A 16,124-nucleotide genomic window follows, 5' to 3' on the forward strand; every position below is an offset into this window, starting at 1 on the left:
CTTAATATCATTTGCAAATCATCTTTGCGTGACGATAACCACAAGTTGTTTTTGATCTACCGAATTCTCATTCACTATCCCAATTGGCTACATAAGCAACCGAACTTGTGGTGCGCTATTCAATTAGACGGCCTTGAGCAAGGTTCCCCTCGCCGCGGCGACTGGTAATACTTTACGCAGGTTTTTCACACTCTGCAAGTCAAGAAGGCCTCAAAACCGCCCATCGGGCACCGAAACCCACCCAAGCTACCAGTGTTTTACCAAGTAAATACTGATTTATAAATTTTTCCAAAAATTTTTCAGCTAGCAACTTTCAGGCCACTTTTAGGTCACCTGGAACCTCCACCAAACAGGTTTGGCCTTCTACCGCTGCCCTAGAAAGACAAAAACTGCCTGCCCACCAAGACCTCAAGGGCCCCAGTCAAGTGCAGGCAGTTTCTTTCAAGACCCAGAACTTACTAGGCAATTTCAACAACAGCCATGTTCTTCTTGCCTCGGCGGATAACAGCATACTTACCGAGCAAGAGATCCTCCTGGGCCAGCCTAGCATCTTCGCCCTGAACCTTGACGTTATTGATTGCTGCACCTCCCTCTTTGAGAGTACGGCGGGCTTCACTCTTAGAACTAGATAAACCGGTCTCAGTCAGAACGGTCACCATATCGAGCTGGTCCGCAGACACAAGAGCGTGCGGAAGCTCAGCAGTAGCGGCTCTCAAAGTTGCTTCATCAAGAGCTGCGAAGTCGCCCTTACCAAAGAGAGCCTCGGAAGCCGCGATAACTTTCTCCGTAGCTTCAAGACCATGGACCAACGACGTGACCTCGTAAGCCAAAGTCTTCTGAGCCAAACGCTTGAAAGGTTCCTCTTCAACAGAGCGCTGAAGTTCAGCAATTTCATCGCGAGTCTTGAAGGTGAAGACCTTGAGGCGGTCAGCCACATCGGCATCGGCAGTATTCAGCCAGAACTGGTAGAAGGCGTAGGGTGAGCACATCTCGGGATCAAGCCAGATAGCGTTGCCCTCAGACTTACCAAACTTAGTGCCGTCAGAGTTAGTAATCAGGGGGGTCCCCAGGGCGTGAACGCTCTTGCCCTCAACCTTACGTACCAGCTCAGTACCGGAGGTCAGGTTGCCCCACTGATCAGAGCCACCGCACTGCAAAGACACATTGTAGCGGCGGTTGAGCTCCAAAAAGTCATTGCCCTGCAAAATCTGGTAGGAGAACTCAGTGTAGGAGATACCCTCATCAGAGTTCAGGCGCTTGGCCACAATCTCCTTCTTAATCATGGTGCCCACACGGAAGTTCTTACCGATTTCACGAAGGAAGTCGATAGCCGAAAGCTGACTAGTCCACTCTAGGTTATTCACCATGCTGGCAGCGTTCTCACCCTCAAACGAAAGGAAACGCTCAATCTGGCTACGCAGACGCTCAACCCAACCCTCCACAACATCGCGTGAATTCAAGACACGCTCAGATGTCTGACGGGGATCACCAATGAGACCGGTAGCACCACCCACCAGGCCAAAAGGTTTGTGACCAGCAAGCTGAAGGCGACGCATCAGCAGAAGCTGAACCAGGTGCCCCAGGTGCAAAGAAGCAGCGGTGGGATCATAACCGATATAGAAGTTGACGGTCTCTTCAGTCAGCGCTTTTTCAAGGGCATCTTCATCGGTACTGACGTGCACAAAGCCACGCCACTTCAATTCCTGCCAAATATTCTCAAAGGAATCGTCATTGTGCTGAGCTGCGAGAGTCTCTTCAGACACGGTTACTCCTGGTTAGTCATCAATAAAACGGTAGAAACTACCACCTCCAACCGTACCAGCTCAGTAGCCCAAGCACAGAAGTAGCGGGCATACTCAGCTGGCACGAAACTAAGAGGTGGCGCAGAAAGCTAATCTGCCAAGGGCTCCAAACCGGCAGGAAGCTCAGCACTAGCAATAAGCTTCAGACGCTGGGTGGGGCGGGTCATCGAAACATAGAGGTCACCAACCGAACCATTAGCGGCCCTAATAATATCCATTGGCTCAACAATAATGACGCTGTCGAACTCCAAGCCCTTGGCCTCCCACGGGGTCAGAATCAGCACCTGATGTTCCAAGGCTGAGGCACTTGTTCCCAACTTGCCCCGGTGCTCCTGCGCCAAAGCCAAGGCAGTCTGCTGATATTTGCCTTCAGCGACAATTACGCCAATCAGACCGCCAGCGGCCTGCTCAAGTTCCTGGCCCACAGCATCAAGTACCGACGGCAGAAGCTGGTCCTCCCCCACAATCTCAGCGGTAGGTGCCCAGCGGCCTTGGCGCACAGCCTTCGGAGCAGAAATACACAAACCAGCCGCCTGCGCTACAGCAACAGCCGCATCGGAAATCTGCGCCGGTGTTCGGTAGTTCACCGTTAGCTCCTCCAAGGTAAACCGCTCCCCCACAAAGGGTTCAAGGGCTCCTGCCCAAGAAGTAGAAGCCGCCGCAGACGAAGCCTGAGCGATATCGCCCACAACCGTGAAGGACTTCATGGGGCAACGGCGCATCAACAAACGCCACTGCATCGGGGAAAGCTCCTGAGCTTCATCCACCACAACATGGCCATAAGCCCAGGTCCTATCAGCCTGGGCCGCGCGGGCTGCGGTCATACGCTCACCGCGTTCCTCGTTCAGCTCCGCAATCTGCTCAGCAGTCACCACGCCATCAATTCCCATATCAGCAAGCTGCTGGTCAACGTTTTCCAGTGCCTTACGGGCATTCTCAAGGTTAGCCTGGTGGGCAGCCTCGGCTCGGGCCATCTGGGCCGCACCTGCGACCTGGGAAAAATCACCCAGCAACTCGGCGGCCTCATCCAGAAGCGGGACATCCGCCTCGGTAAAAGGCGCGGACGCAGGCCGTGCCAGTACATCGCGCTCCTGCTGGCTCAAAATACCGGCAGTTGCACTTTCAAGGTAATGCGGCTTGGAATACAGAGAACGTACCAGAGTCTCTGGTGCTAAAGGCATCCAGGCAAGGTTAAGGGCGCGACGGACATCCATAGAACCTCGAACATCATCCTCAAGATAGGGACGGTCCACAGCATGGCCGGCTGCACGGTCCAGAGTCTCGTTCAACTGTGCGGTCAGCTCTTTCAGCAAGACCTTGACAAAAGTTTCGCGCGCCTGGTTATGAGGCTTACCGGTTGAGCGAGCGGTAGCCCTGGCCTGCTTGACCATAGCCGGAGTCAGAACAAGATCAGTAGAATCCACCGCCAGCCTGACCGGCTGATCAGGAACTTTCTGGCGGTCAGAGACAGCTTTTTTGAGCACCTCAGCCATGCGCAAATCGCCCTTGACCCCTGCGGCGCCAGGATCTTTTTCGGGTACAGCCTTAATCCCCGGGTAGAGGGTAGCCAACGAAGACATGACCACCCCGGTCTCACCGAGCGACGGAAGGACACGCTCGATATACCACATGAATGAAGCAGAAGGACCAACCACCAAAACACCCGCGTTATTCAGACGCTCCCGGAAGGTGTACAGCAGATAAGCCGCACGGTGCAAAGCCACCGCTGTCTTACCGGTACCCGGCCCGCCCTGAACTACACGCACCCCGGCCAGGTCAGCACGGATAATAGCGTCCTGCTCAGCCTGAATGGTAGCCACAATATCGCCCATACGGCCGGTGCGCTTACGATTCAAGGCCGCCAACAAAGCGCCTTCCCCGTGGAGCGATGCTTCAGCACCCTCATCGAGCATGGACGAATCCAAGACATCGTCCTCAAATCCGGTTACTTGACGGCCTTCCAGCATCAGATGGCGGCGACGACGCACCCCCTGCCGGTTAAAAGCTGTGGCCTGGTAAAACGTACCGGCCTCCGGTGCGCGCCAGTCAATGAGCAGCCGTTCGTGCGCATCGGTGGCTAATCCAATCCGACCGATATAGCGCTGGCCACCTTCATCAAGGTCAAGACGGCCAAAAGCTAGACGATGATCAACCGCGTTGTACTGGGCCAGCCTGTCCTCGTAATGCTGGGCATAGGCATCTCGCTCAGAACGGTTCTGGTGGCTTCCAACAGCCTGATCCTTACGGGTATTTTTGAGTTTGCGCTCGTTAATCCCCCGTAGCTCGTCCAGCCGCTCATAGAGCCTGGCGACATACATGCGTTCCCCCACGAGCTCCTTCTCATAAGCCTGTTCGGCTAAAGCATCCTGGGAGCGATCAGTGGTGTTTTCAGTCAAGGCGGCACCCTCCATGGCAGGTAATTTCAGGCCCTCAATTCTACCCCCTCGCCCAGGCCTCACCAAAGCAAGGCCATAAAGGTTGACAGTTTGCCCATGCCCAAGCCCCGCTCCCCCTGCATGATGCTGGGGGAACGGGGCTAAAGCTATGCAACCTTATTCGGTTATTCCGAGACCAGTGAAAGAGACTCAAGACGGTGCGGAGCAAGAATCTCACGCCCGCCCAGGCCATCAAGCTCAAGGAGCACACCGATACCGGCAACCTTAAGGTCGGCCATCTTCATCAGATGAGTAGCCGCTTCAAGCGTGCCACCGGTTGCCAGCAGGTCATCCACGATGAGAACACGAGAACCGGCAGGGATGTCGTCCTTATGAATTTCGATAGCCGCCTGGCCGTACTCCAAGGAGTATTCCTTCATGTAGGTATCGCGCGGTAGCTTACCTGCCTTACGAACGGTCATCACACCGGTCCCTGCAATGTAGGCAATGGCGGAAGCCATCAAGAAGCCGCGCGCTTCAACGCCGGCGACGATATCAAACTGCCCCTCAAAACGGGCTGCTATTTCTTCCATCGAAGCGCGGAAAACCTGAGGGTTAGCAAAAAGGGTGGTCACATCGTAAAAGAGGATGCCCTCTTTGGGATAGTCCGGAATTTGCGCACAAGCAGCGGGAATCTGCTCCGCAAGGGGCAGTGAAGAATCCACCAGCTCAATCATAAAAAATCTAACACCTTATACATATCAGCAGGGGGTACCTAGGAACCAGTGGCCAAGAAGCCTATTCCACAGGCCAGCACCCGTTTCTTAGGGGTACCCGCCAAGACTACCCCAACCATGAGTTAAGCCAGAAAGGGAGCTCAAGAAGCCGAGCTAGAAAAGCTCACCTGACCAGCTAGCCACTGGCTAGACGATTCACAATAAGTATACGCACCCACATTAAAACTGTTGCTGAACTATGTACCTATCATAGGCGGACAGCACCAAATCCAGGGAATGTGGCAGAGGCTCGGTAGCCCGGAAATACTCCACTATCACCGCAGCATGCCATCGAGCCCGCGCAGTAGCCTGCTGATCAGAGCCCAAGCAAATAATTTTTCCAGCCATCTTGAGCAGGTCGATCAGGCATTGCTCATGATCTAAAGCATAGGACCGGAAACTATCAAAAACGAGGTCGATTAACTCCGCTGCCTCCACCGGCAGGTAACCGACACAAGCTCTGCCATCGCAGATCACCGTGTTAGGAGCTGGCGGCTGCTGGGCGGCACGTACCAGCCCAACGGTTAATTCATGGGTAGAGTCCGTCAGCGTGAAAGGGTCGTTGGTGCCCGGTGATAGGGCGCGTACCCCCAGCTCAACAATTTGCCCCTGGACAAATCGAATATCATTGTAATCGGTTCGAGAGTCCCCCAGCGAGCAAATAGCCTGAACGTCAGACTTCATCTTTTCTAGGGTTTCTGGTTCCAGCTCTGTATCAGAAAAAATCCATGCGATCCTTTGGCCCTCCACCAAGTGATCACCGGCCCTGACCAGTAGGCTGACAAAAGCCTGACTATCCTTAGTTTTCTCGGCAAGGACGACAGGCTCGATATCAACTACATAGCCACTATCAGAAGTGCACACCGGGTAGGAATAAGGCCAATTACTTCTCTCATCCTGACGAACACAAGTAGCGCTGCCCTTTTCACCAAACTCATTATTGCGGTCAATCAGCTTCAAATACTTACTCTGAACCGTTGTAGCAATAGTGCTGACCTGGATACCAGAGGCAATGTGGTTAATAAAATAAATGAGCACCCCTACACAGGCAAGTGCCAGAACCATCGAGAAATTCACGGCAATATGAGGAACAAAAGACTGCCCACTCACCGAGTTGTCAGCCCCCTGGACACTTCTCATCACCAAGAGACAGTACAAGAATGTTGAGGTGAAGGTTCCTAGAACCACCTGGTTGCCACGGTCAGACATGAAGTTTCTGACCAGGCGGGGGCCAAAGGAACTACTAGCTGAACTCATCACAGAAATAGTGATAGAGAAAGCCATGGTTGCAACAGAAAGAACCGTTGACGCGATCGAGGAAAGAATACCGCGAGCACCTTCAGGGCCCACCGTAAAGAAGAGGAGGGTGGCATCTGCCGGCCCGTAGCCCATGGCCTGATCCAAGGCAACCAGGATTAAGGACAGGCCAATACCGCAGACAATAAAGATAGACGGAACCATGATGAAGGAATCACGGAAGGCTCTCAGTCGATCAACTAAATGCAATTTTTCTCCCAAGCTCATGATAAAGGTTGCCGTAACTCCTCATCAGGCAGCTACGACAGTGACTCTTTAGCTTAGCTGATGAGAGTCTGACGCTGAGCAAAGATGCGCTGGGGTTCCAGTTCATGCTTAAGAGCTTCCAACTGTTGCGCCACAGCAGAAGGCGCAGTACCGCCCTGGGCGCTACGCGAATTCAGGGAACCCTCAACAGTCAGGACCTCACGAACACCGGCATGCAGATGGGGGGAAATTGCCCGGTACTCTTCATCGGTCAAATCCCACAGCTCACAGCCCTTAGTCTCGCAGACCTGCACAGCCTCACCAGCCAGCTCATGAGCCACACGGAAAGGCAGGCCCTCACGCACCAGCCACTCAGCAATATCGGTAGCCAGAGCAAACCCCTGGGGTGCAAGCTCAGCCAAACGATCAGTGTTAAAAGTAAGAGTAGCAATCATGCCAGAAACCGCAGGGAGCAGAACTTCAAGCTGGTCAATAGCATCAAAGACTGGCTCCTTATCCTCCTGTAAATCCCTGTTATAGGCCAGCGGTAGCGCCTTAAGGGTTGCCAGCAAACCGGTCAGATCACCAATCAGGCGGCCAGCCTTACCGCGAGCCAGCTCAGCGATATCGGGGTTCTTCTTCTGCGGCATAATCGATGAGCCAGTAGAAAAAGAATCGTGCAGGGTCACAAAAGAAAATTCCTTGGTCGCCCAGAGGATAATCTCCTCAGAAATACGCGAAATATCCACCGAAATCATGGCCGCAATCCAGGCGAACTCGGCGTAAACATCGCGTGAGGCAGTACCGTCAATAGAGTTATAGACCGCAGAATTGAAACCCAAATCAGTGGCCACGGCCTCAGGGTCAAGACCCAGGGATGAACCAGCCAGCGCACCAGAACCATAAGGCGAAACAGCTGCACGCTTATCCCAGTCCAGCAGACGGTCCAGGTCACGCGAAAGAGCCCAGGCGTGAGCCAGAAGCTGATGAGACAGTAGCACCGGCTGAGCGTGCTGCAGGTGGGTGCGCCCGGGCATGGGCGCGTAGGGGTGAGCCTCAGACTGCCCGATAAGAGCATCAATCGTTTCCAGCACACCAGTGGCAATAATCGATGCGTGATCGCGCAGGTACATACGCCCCAGGGTAGCAATCTGGTCGTTACGGGAACGGCCGGCGCGGAGCTTACCGCCCAGGTCTGTACCGGCACGCTCGATGAGCCCCTTCTCTAGGGAGCCATGAACGTCCTCATCGGTTTCTGCCGGAACATAAGCGCCAGAACGCACATCAGCTTCAAGCTGGTCAAGCGCGGCAATCATGTCGGACAGCTCCTGCTCGGTCAGCAAACCTGCCTTGGCCAGAACACGAGCGTGGGCACGGGAACCCGCAATGTCGTAGGGGGCTAAACGCCAATCAAACTGGGTTGATTTGGAGAGAGCCGCGAGAGCTTCAGAAGGCCCGCCGGCAAAACGGCCGCCCCAGAGGGCTCCGTCATTGGTTCCATGCTTTACATCAGTCATGAGGTTTTCCTGTTCTGGTGAAGTCAAAAAGTCTAAGTGCACAAAAGGTGCAGGAGGTCGCGCTGACTGCAAGCTGGCAGGGTCTGGCCTGAACCGGGGTGAGCGCCCCGCGCAAGAACCGCGAGAGTCAGCTTGTAGCAGCGCGTTCACTGCACCCAGAGCTGGGGGGGGTATTCCTCGTCTTAGAGGCCTAGACGCTGGTCACGGGCTGAAGCGACCTTAGAAGACAGGCCGAAGAGCTCGATAAAGCCGCGAGCCATGGACTGGTCGAAGCTGTCGCCCTCATCGTAGGTTGCCAGGTTGAAGTCGTAGAGGGAGGTCTCGGAGCGGCGACCGGTTACTACCGCGCGGCCTCCGTGCAGGTCCATACGGATTTCTCCGTTAACCATTTTTTGGGTGTCGTTTATGAAAGCGTCAAGTGACTTCTTGAGGGGTGAGAACCACTGGCCGTCGTAGACCAGCTCGGTCCAGCGCTGGCCCACGGTCTTCTTGAAGCGGGCCTGCTCGCGCTCAATGGTAACGTTTTCCAGCTCCTTGTGAGCCGCAATCAGGGCCATGGCACCGGGAGCTTCGTAGATTTCTCGGGACTTGATGCCCACCAGACGGTCTTCCACGATGTCAATACGACCGATACCCTGGACCCCGGCGCGCCGGTTCATGATCTCGATAGCCTGCAAAGGGGTAACGGCCTGACCATCAATCGCCACGGGGATACCTTCCTTGAAGGTAATGATGACGGTGTCGGGGGTGGGCGCGAAGGTGGGGTCGTCGGTGTAGTCGTAGACGTCCTTGGTAGGGCCATTCCAGATGTCTTCGAGGAAGCCGGTTTCTACCGCTCGGCCCCAGACATTCTGGTCGATGGAGAAAGGGTTCTTCTTAGTAGTGGCAATCGGCAGGTTGTTCTTCTCTGCGTAGTCAATTGCCTTTTCGCGGGTCAGAGCAAGATCACGTACGGGTGCAATGCACTTGAGGTCGGGGCCAAGGGTCTGGATACCCACCTCAAAGCGGACCTGGTCATTGCCTTTTCCGGTGCAACCGTGAGCAACGGTGCTCGCGCCGAACTGCTTTGCTGCGGCGACCAGGTGCTTGGTGATGACCGGCCGGGAGACGGCAGAAACCAGGGGGTAAGCGTCCATGTAGAGGGCGTTTGCCTTCAAGGCGGGCATGCAGTAGTTTTCAGCAAACTCGTCACGCGCATCGGCCACGTAGGCTTCGACTGCACCGCAGTCAAGGGCCCGCTGGCGGATTGTTTGGAGATCCTCGCCACCCTGACCTACGTCTACCGCAACGGCGATAACTTCGGCACCCGTTGCCTCTCCAATCCAGCCGATGGCAACTGAGGTGTCGAGGCCGCCTGAGTAGGCCAGAACAATCCGCTCTTTCATGGTGCTCCTTGATAGTTGTTTGAGGGTGCGGGGATTCCACACATCTATAAATAATTATGCACTCTTAGACATAATTATTCAAATATGTTTGTGTGCGGAGGACGCACTGTCACTCTTCCCCAGCTACCAGTGCTTCAGAACCTAGAACCAGGAGATACCCCGGATGGCTAGAACCGGTACCCATACCCCAAAGCATAATCACCCTCAGCAGGCAACTGAAAAGGAGGAAAAATGAGAGTCACAACTTCGCCTTGATACCGGTTAAGCTCATCAGCCATATCCTGATAAGACTTCTTCGGAGCAATAACATAATCCACGTAGACAGTTCCGCACCCATCAGTGTTGATTTTTAGCTCTGTACTGGAAGTAGAGATACCACCGGTACCACTACGACTATTGAGCACTTCAGCAGAAACCAGGGTACATTCCTTATCCACCGGATGAGAACGACTATAGAAATTATAAAGAGAACCACCAATCATGAGAAAAAAGCTAGAAAAAATAATTAGAAAAAATAAAAAACTGACCCATTTACGGGGTTTCTTTTGACCATTTTTGTTCAGTTCTTCTGTACAAAAAATACCCATTTTTTATTTTCCAGACTGCATGCTAACCGGGCGTAGAGTATCCGCGCTGGAAGAGCTTATACTCCCTGAGCCACCCCTAACCATACTCTTGAACCCTTCATTCAATGCATCATTGATATTTAATGTTTTCTCTTGTGGCGTGACAAGGTAATTGGCAACACCTAAAACGTAGTCACCAGCGCAATCAACACCCACACCGGTCAATTGTGCAGGTACAGATCCACCAATATGTTTCTCTCGTAAAGGCCTAATCCTCGGCGAAACACCAAACGGATCCGCACCACGAGCACCCAACACACAAAAACACCGCCACCACTACCACACCAGACAAACCAGGACCTACCGGCCTAAATCAAAACCCTCAATCTCATACACATGCACAAAGTCCCGAATAGGAAAATTCCAGACACCAGCTTTAAGATGAACCTTTTTCCCAGCAACCTGCTCATTGAGCTTATCCTTAATCTCCTGATTAGATAAACCACGACGAGGACCGTTATATTTCATATCACCACAGTCAAAGGACTTCATCCAAACATACTCATTACTGTTATACGACTTCGTCCCCGAATCATGAACCATCGCCCTCTCAATAGTGCACTGCATATCCTTCTGCCAAAAAGCATTCACCCAAGGAGACGCAACATACCACACAAACCCATACACCAAGGGCCCAGCAAAAACAAGCAAAAACAATCCCGCACGAATCCTCTCACCGAGTGAAAAAGGATTAGGCTGCCTCTTTTTCTTACTCCTGACCATCACCAAACACCTCTTCCACAACCTGCTTCCCAGCCTCCGCTACTTCGCCACCAACAGGAGCAGCAACACCAGTAAACAAAGAATCACCAGCCAAACCAGTCCACCCATTAAACGACGGAGACTTCAAAGACTGAACAGGAGCAGAACCATTCACAGTCCCCTTAACAGACTCCCTAAACCCAGCACTCAAAGCATCCTGTAGCTTCCAGCCCGGACCGTCATAATCAGGCTCCCTATACGACTCATACTGAGCAGAATACGTCATCAAATACAAGAGCACGCCCCTACAACCGATACCCATACCCCAAAGCATAATCACCCTCAGCAGGCAACTGAAAAGGAGGAAAAATGAGAGTCACAACTTCGCCTTGATACCGGTTAAGCTCATCAGCCATATCCTGATAAGACTTCTTCGGAGCAACCACATAATCTATATACACAGTCCCACAATCCTGGGTACTCACCTTCAGTTGGGTACTCGAGGTCGCAAGCCCACCGGTACCACTACGACTATTGAGCACTTCGGCAGAAATCAGGGTGCAGTCTTTATCTACTGTATGAGAACGCCTGTACTTCTCACCCAAGGGAAGACCGACAAAAATCAACGCACCGATCAATAGGGTAATCATCGAAATCACCAACTTGCTCCTAGACATTCTAGGTGGCCGCTGAAACTGACTTGCCATTCTAATCACCTGCTACCGTATCACTGGTCAGCTGGACGAATTCTATTAGCCCCCAAAGTACTAAATGTACCTGAGCCGCCACTCACCGAATTCTTAAACCCTTCCTTTAAGGCGCCTTCCCAGCTCAAATCTTGGTCCTGTGGCACAGCAAGATAGTTTCCTGTACCCACAACAGAATCAGCTATCCTATCCATCGTATTCCCAGCTGCAGCTGTCAGACCCTTTTCAAGCAACCCCGCTTCAGAACTCACATCGAGAAGATTCTGTCGTAAAGGCCTAATCCTCGGCGAAACCACACCAACACCAAAACCCGCACCCGTAGCACGAACATAACCACCCACAGTATGCTCCTTAAAACCACCCCACGCATACGCCAAATTATTACTCGTCACATGAGAAGCAACACCCTGAACCGTCTGACCCGCCATCGACCGCACAGCACCACCATCATCAAACCAACCGGCCGGCACCACACCCAAAACGACGACGGCGCCCCCATGCACCCAAACCGAACACACAAAAACACCGCCGCCCACTACGTCAGGTATACCAGGGCCTACCGGTACCGGCCTAAATCCAGAACCACACCAACAAGCAGATAACTACTCAACAGGACCAGAAAACGAAAACACCTTCCGCTGACCCCAACTCTTCAAACTAGTCTCACCAATCATAAACTCATACTTCTTACCCGGCTCAACCCGACTCAGCGTAGACTCAATCTCGCTCTCACTCACCGGCATATAAAGCCCACCACAGTCCTCGGTCGAAAAAACAATATCGTCCCGCGACGAGCTATACCTCACACCACTTGACGTAGAAGACTTATGCTCAGCAGACTCAACCGTGCACACCAGAGGCACCTGATGCGAACGATCATAGATAAAAAGCCGCCAGCCGTAATACAACGGCGTTCCAAGGATTAAAGCCCACATAAGAAGAACAAGAGACAAAACCGGGTAATTGATTTTCTGCGGTGTCTCACCGGACTCAGCCGACTCACCTTTATTGTTCTTTTGGCTCATCACTATCAAACCCCTCCTCAACAGCAAAACCAGTCGCACTCACCGCCACACCACTAGCACCAGCAACCATAGACCTCTGACCACCAGAAGCAGACGAACCCATAGCATGCAACTAATCCGTCGCAGGCCCCCTCACAGGAACAAACACCAGAGCAGAACTAGCAAAACCCTTACCAAAACAAAGACGACGGCACACCACCAGCACCCAACACACAAGGACACCGCCACCACTACCACAAGGAACAAACCAGGGGCCTACCAACCCAAAACAAGACCCCAAACACACCTACCCCCGAATCGGAAAACCCTCCAACTCCACAGCACGAGCAGTATAGTGCCCCACATACAAATAACTCACCCGAAACCGCAACCGCTCACCCCGATGACGATTCAACTCATCAGCCAAATCCTGAGCACTATCAAAACCCTCATTCTGCATTTTTGTAAAAAACACCAGCCCACACTCCTCAGTCTCAGTATTCACACCCTGCCATGAAGAAGAAGACCGCAAACCGCCCCCACCACTGACAACCTCAGCACTCACAACAGTACAATCAACCGTCCGATAAAAATGCAGGTTACCAAAGTAATAAGCAAGAACCAGAAAAATAAACCCATAAAGAATGAAATCAAAAATCTTACGACCTCGAGGACCTAAACTACCAGCCCCAGACTTACCACCACGGTCTTGATCAACAACAGCCACACAAACCACCTCTCCAACTACCCACGAGCCTAACCAAACCCCAGCAACAGACCAAAAGCCAACAAACCAACCGGCCAGCACCACACCCAAAACGACGACAGCACCCCCATGCACCCAACCCCAACACACAAGAACACCGCCGCCAGATATCAAACAATAAGCCAGGGCCTACCGGCCCAAATCAAGACCCTCAACACCAACAATAAGCGTGTCAGAAAAAGGCGCCTGCCAATACCCCACATCCACCGTCACCCGCTGACCAGCAAGAACATCAATACGCTCAGCAACCTCAGCGCGCGTCAACCCATGACGCTCACCCACATAACGCATCCCCGGACAATCAGAAGCCTCCACATACACATAACTATTACCCGAATACGACTTAGACCGACTCTCCCCCTTAGCCGCACCCACAATCGTGCACTGCACCGGATGATTAAAAGCACGGTTAAAGGGCGTAGAAACAAGCACAGTAGCAACCCCATAAACCATCGGGCTTAAAACAAGCACCAAAGCAACCCCAGCAGCAATCCTGCCGCCAAGAGTCTTCGCCCGCCCCACACCTTCCTGCACAGGCACAGAACCTACAGACTCACTCACCAGAACCCTCCCTCACACTCTCAACCATAACCCCCACAGACGCCTGCACACCCGAAACACCAGAACCCAACAACCCTAGATCCCGCACAGCACCAACATCATCAAACCAACCGGCCGGCACCACACCCCAAAACGACGACAGCACCCCTGCACCCCAACCCGAACACACAAAAACACCGCCGCCGGACCCTAGCTTCTTGAGCTACCACCAGCTAGAAAGTAAGGTTCTTTTCAATCAGCGCCCCGCGGCCTCAGAGCTACTACTCCTGAGCAGTCATTAGCCCTCTAAAACTATAGTCCCAGCTAGTTCACGCTTAAGTATTTTTCCGGTCGGACCCAGCGGTAGCGACTGCCGGACTTCATAGCGACGAGGCCGCTTATAGGCTGCCAATTCTGCACGGGCCAGAGCATCAAGGGCCGCCACCAGTTCACCCATCTGCGCTTCATCAAGCTGCTCATGCGGCACAATCACAGCCACGACCTCCTCACCTACCCGGGGGCAGGGAATACCCACGACTGCAGCCTGCCTGACCCCAGAATGGATGTCGAGGACGTCCTCGATCTCGCGCGGGTAAATGCTATTTCCATTGCGCAGAATCATGTCTTTAAGACGGTCAACAATAAAGATATTGCCCTGCTCATCAATTTTTGCAACATCCCCGGTCGCAAACCACTCCCCCTGCATCACCTGCTGTGTTGCCTGGGGGTTGTTCCAGTAGCCAGCCATAACATTTGGGCCGGCAACCCAGAGCTCACCGGGCTGACCCGCGCCAAGTTCTTGCCCCCTGCTATCAACAACTTTGACACGGACCCCGGGAAGAGCACGACCCACCGACCCGATGAGCAAGCCAAACTCCGCACGATTAAAAGCCACCACGGGAGCAGTCTCGCTTAAGCCATAGCCCTCATAAATGGGAAAAGCTAAGATCTGCTCAATCTGCCGGTGAACAGAAGCGGGTAAAGCTGCCCCGCCAGATACGCCAAACCGGACAGTCCCCCGCAACTGGGCGGCCAGGGCAGGGTCAGTAGCCAGATAGGCGGCCCAAGCCCCATACATGGTTGGCACCGCGGCGTAAACCGTGACCCCGGCGCTCGCGCACAGTTGTGCTGCTCCCCCCGGTGTGAACTGCGGAAGCAGAGCAACGCTTGCACCGGCCGCAAAGACTGCATTCATGGACACCGTTTGACCAAAAGCGTGAAAGAGCGGGAGCCCGCCAAAAATAGTGTCGTCCCCCCTAAAACCAAAAACCTCTGCGCAGGCACGGGCGTTGGACAGCATATTCGCATGGGTTAAGGTCGCGCCCTTGGGGGCACCCGTCGTCCCCGAAGTGTAGAGCAGAACAGCGGGCGCGTCCAGGTGCACGGCTCTAGGCTCCCAGGGGCCTACCCTAGGAGCCGCAAAATCAAAGCCCAGACCAAGAATCTCAATCTTTAGCTCGCTGCCCAGGTGCCGACCGGTCTGCTCAGCTTGATCAGCAACCCGCGTGCCTTCGCCGGCGATCAAGAGCTTCGCACCAGAATCTTCAAGCTGGTATACAACCTCTCGTGAAGAGAGCAGAGGATGCAGCGGAACCGCAACAGCTCCCAAGGATACAAGAGCGTAGTAAAGAATAACCATCTCGGGAACATTCGGCAGAGCCAAAGCAACCCGGTCACCAGCAACTAGTCCCCGAGCTTCAAGCCAAAGCCGAGCCTGCCCAGTTCTTATGACAAGCTCCGCGTAGGTGAGCCCACCGCCTGCCCAGGTTAAAGCCACTGACTGGCTCTCAGCCCGGTCTGTGATCAGCGATGCAAGATTATGCTGTGCGGCTACGGCCTTTGCTGTGTGTGTCATAGATTCTGGTTACTTTCAGGTGAGCAGGAACTGGTAGCACACAACCTATTTTCCCACACCCGGCCATTCATTAAACTCCCTGTGCCCGGCAGGCCGCAAGAGTTGGCTGGTCCTGCACCCACCTGAGCTTGCTAACTGAAGCTCTTTTCTGAGAAAGTGAAGCTATGACAGACCCAGATTCAAACCTGACCGATCAGGAACTAGAATTCCTCAATTCAGTTTTTGACTTGGCACGCGAGAATAAACCGGTAGCTCTCAAGTCTCTTTTTGACCAGGGGGTACCTGTAGACCTCACCAACGCCAAAGGCGATACACTGCTCATACTCGCGGCCTACCACGAGCACACCGACATGGTCCAGTTACTCATCAACGAAGGCGCTGACCTTGACCGGCTCAATGAACGAGGTCAAACTGCTTTAGTCTGTGCAGCCTTCCGCAACAACCTTCCCATTGCCCGTATGCTACTGGATGCAGGGGCCGACGAGACGCTTGGCTCCCAGACACCAGCTCAGGTCGCTGAATTCTTCGACCTGGAAGAGATGAAAAAACTTTTCTCCTCATAAGAT

General features: G+C 53.4%; 15 protein-coding genes. 1 reads left to right on the forward strand and 14 read right to left on the reverse strand.

Going from position 1 to position 16,124, the window contains the following annotated elements:
- Positions 1-458: 458 nt before the first annotated feature.
- The 14 genes from tyrS to ACN080_RS04455 form a co-directional block, all read right to left on the reverse strand.
- The gene (gene tyrS, locus ACN080_RS04390) at positions 459-1,763 is read right to left on the reverse strand and encodes a tyrosine--tRNA ligase (protein WP_419112190.1); all 1,305 of its coding nucleotides are present in this window, start codon (positions 1,761-1,763) and stop codon (positions 459-461) included.
- A gap of 128 nt (positions 1,764-1,891) precedes the next feature.
- A complete protein-coding gene (locus ACN080_RS04395) occupies positions 1,892-4,213 on the reverse strand; it encodes a HelD family protein (RefSeq protein WP_419113136.1) in 2,322 nt (773 codons plus the stop codon).
- A gap of 149 nt (positions 4,214-4,362) precedes the next feature.
- A complete protein-coding gene (locus ACN080_RS04400) occupies positions 4,363-4,914 on the reverse strand; it encodes an adenine phosphoribosyltransferase (RefSeq protein ID WP_419100124.1) in 552 nt (183 codons plus the stop codon).
- Positions 4,915-5,133: 219 nt separating this feature from the next.
- Positions 5,134-6,459, reverse strand: a complete 1,326-nt coding sequence (locus ACN080_RS04405) for a DUF2254 domain-containing protein (protein WP_419112192.1) — start codon at positions 6,457-6,459, stop codon at positions 5,134-5,136.
- Positions 6,460-6,530: 71 nt separating this feature from the next.
- Positions 6,531-7,973 carry an argininosuccinate lyase gene (gene argH, locus ACN080_RS04410; protein ID WP_419113137.1) on the reverse strand — a complete coding sequence of 481 codons (1,443 nt, stop codon included), beginning with the start codon at positions 7,971-7,973 and terminating at the stop codon, positions 6,531-6,533.
- 182 nt (positions 7,974-8,155) lie between these two features.
- Positions 8,156-9,358 (reverse strand): argininosuccinate synthase, encoded by a 1,203-nt coding sequence (locus ACN080_RS04415; RefSeq protein WP_419113138.1) that lies wholly within the window; start codon positions 9,356-9,358, stop codon positions 8,156-8,158.
- Positions 9,359-9,525: 167 nt separating this feature from the next.
- Positions 9,526-9,945 carry a hypothetical protein gene (locus tag ACN080_RS04420; protein WP_419113139.1) on the reverse strand — a complete coding sequence of 140 codons (420 nt, stop codon included), beginning with the start codon at positions 9,943-9,945 and terminating at the stop codon, positions 9,526-9,528.
- 339 nt (positions 9,946-10,284) lie between these two features.
- The gene (locus ACN080_RS04425) at positions 10,285-10,710 is read right to left on the reverse strand and encodes a hypothetical protein (RefSeq protein ID WP_419113140.1); all 426 of its coding nucleotides are present in this window, start codon (positions 10,708-10,710) and stop codon (positions 10,285-10,287) included.
- Positions 10,711-10,991: 281 nt separating this feature from the next.
- Complete coding sequence (locus tag ACN080_RS04430; protein WP_419113141.1) at positions 10,992-11,345, reverse strand: hypothetical protein; 354 nt, start codon at positions 11,343-11,345, stop codon at positions 10,992-10,994.
- A gap of 68 nt (positions 11,346-11,413) precedes the next feature.
- Positions 11,414-11,785 (reverse strand): hypothetical protein, encoded by a 372-nt coding sequence (locus ACN080_RS04435; protein ID WP_419113142.1) that lies wholly within the window; start codon positions 11,783-11,785, stop codon positions 11,414-11,416.
- A 210-nt stretch (positions 11,786-11,995) separates the two neighbouring features.
- Positions 11,996-12,418: a hypothetical protein gene (locus tag ACN080_RS04440; protein ID WP_419113143.1), complete on the reverse strand. Its 423-nt coding sequence runs from the start codon at positions 12,416-12,418 to the stop codon at positions 11,996-11,998.
- Between the two features lie 286 nt (positions 12,419-12,704).
- The gene (locus tag ACN080_RS04445) at positions 12,705-13,124 is read right to left on the reverse strand and encodes a hypothetical protein (protein WP_419113144.1); all 420 of its coding nucleotides are present in this window, start codon (positions 13,122-13,124) and stop codon (positions 12,705-12,707) included.
- A 168-nt stretch (positions 13,125-13,292) separates the two neighbouring features.
- Positions 13,293-13,724: a hypothetical protein gene (locus tag ACN080_RS04450; RefSeq protein ID WP_419113145.1), complete on the reverse strand. Its 432-nt coding sequence runs from the start codon at positions 13,722-13,724 to the stop codon at positions 13,293-13,295.
- Positions 13,725-14,001: 277 nt separating this feature from the next.
- Complete coding sequence (locus ACN080_RS04455; protein ID WP_419113146.1) at positions 14,002-15,558, reverse strand: AMP-binding protein; 1,557 nt, start codon at positions 15,556-15,558, stop codon at positions 14,002-14,004.
- A 164-nt stretch (positions 15,559-15,722) separates the two neighbouring features.
- On the opposite strand from ACN080_RS04455, the gene ACN080_RS04460 reads away from it, so the two are divergent.
- Positions 15,723-16,121 (forward strand): ankyrin repeat domain-containing protein, encoded by a 399-nt coding sequence (locus ACN080_RS04460; protein WP_419113147.1) that lies wholly within the window; start codon positions 15,723-15,725, stop codon positions 16,119-16,121.
- Positions 16,122-16,124 lie beyond the last annotated feature (3 nt).

Origin of the sequence: Rothia sp. CCM 9416 (assembly GCF_048513535.1) — a bacterium.
Taxonomy (GTDB): domain Bacteria; phylum Actinomycetota; class Actinomycetes; order Actinomycetales; family Micrococcaceae; genus Rothia.